This window comes from Allomesorhizobium camelthorni, assembly GCF_011045125.1.
Taxonomy (GTDB): domain Bacteria; phylum Pseudomonadota; class Alphaproteobacteria; order Rhizobiales; family Rhizobiaceae; genus Allomesorhizobium; species Allomesorhizobium camelthorni.
Map to the genome: position 1 here is coordinate 1 of NZ_JAAKZF010000259.1, position 1289 is coordinate 1289.

Here is a 1289-nt window from a genome sequence, read left to right on the forward strand (position 1 = left end):
CCACAACGATCTCTCCGGCAGGTCGAACCGATTTCTCCGCCGCCGTCAGGCCCGCCGAGATCGATCATGTTGCGATCGACGCGCTGATCGCCTGGATGATCGACGGTGCCAGGCCGAGCGCTGACGCGCAGACGATCATCGACGGCATCTGCTGGCGCTTGGTGGCGGCCGGCGTGCCGATCGGCCGCTTCGCACTCGTCGTAAACACGCTGCATCCCAACATTTCCGGACGCCGCTTCACCTGGACGCCAGAGCAAGGCGTGGCGGTGCGCGATGGCCCGATCGGGCTCTTCGGCCGTGAGGAATACACCCGCAACCCGCTGCCAATGGTGACTTCGGAACAAGTGACCATCCGCCGCCGGCTGACAGACCCAAAGGCACTTTCGGAATTCATCATCCTTGGCGAACTCAGGGACGAGGGCTTTACCGACTATATCGCCATGCCGCTGATCTTCACCACCGGCGAGACGCATGCCGCGACCTTCTCGACCCGAGAGCCGGACGGGTTCTCCATCGAGACGCTGGCGGCGATCGAGCTCATCCGCCGCCCGCTGGCCAGGCTCGCAGAAATCTATCTGCTCCGCGCCAACGCTGGCTCCATCCTCTCGGCCTATGTCGGGCGCAACAGCGGCGACCAGATCCTGCAAGGGCGCATGCACCGCGGCGACGGTGAGGAGATCGACGCCGCAATCCTGTTCACGGACCTGATCGGCTTCACCGAAATGTCGAATCAGCGCTCGGGATGGGAGATCGTGTCGCTGCTCAACGACGCCTTTGACATCGTCGTGCCGCCGGTCGAGGAACATGGCGGGGAAATCCTGAAGTTTCTGGGCGACGGCTTCTTTGCCATCTTTCCCTATAATGGAGGCATCAGCCGGGCCGAGGCCGTGAAGGCGGCAAGCCAGACGATTATGGAAGGCGAACGGCGCCTCGCCGAAAGCCCGCTCGCAGAAAAAGTTGCGTTCCGGTCGGCGCTGCATGCAGGGCGCTTCCACTATGGCAATATCGGCGGCGGGAACCGACTCGACTTCACCGCCATTGGCCGCCCGATCAACTATGCCGCCCGGCTCCTCGACGCCGCCTCCGCGCTCGACCTCCGACATGTCGCCTCCGCGGACATCGCCGCCCTGCTTTGCGTCACGGCGAAGTTAGCGGCCGAAGTTGGGTTCAAAGGCTTCGATGGACGGCAGAAGGTTTTTGCGTATTGAAGTGGATGCCTCCCGCGTCGTTCGCGATGCTGGCCGCCGCTCGTTCATTGATAGCAGGGATGTTGCCGCAGAACATTGCCG

At 63.3% G+C, this 1289-nt stretch carries 1 protein-coding gene; it reads left to right on the top strand.

The genetic code is table 11. The features are described from left to right. Positions 1-1208, top strand: a 1208-nt coding sequence (locus G6N73_RS35730; protein WP_165034551.1) for an adenylate/guanylate cyclase domain-containing protein, incomplete at its 5' end; no start/stop codon positions are given. Positions 1209-1289 lie beyond the last annotated feature (81 nt).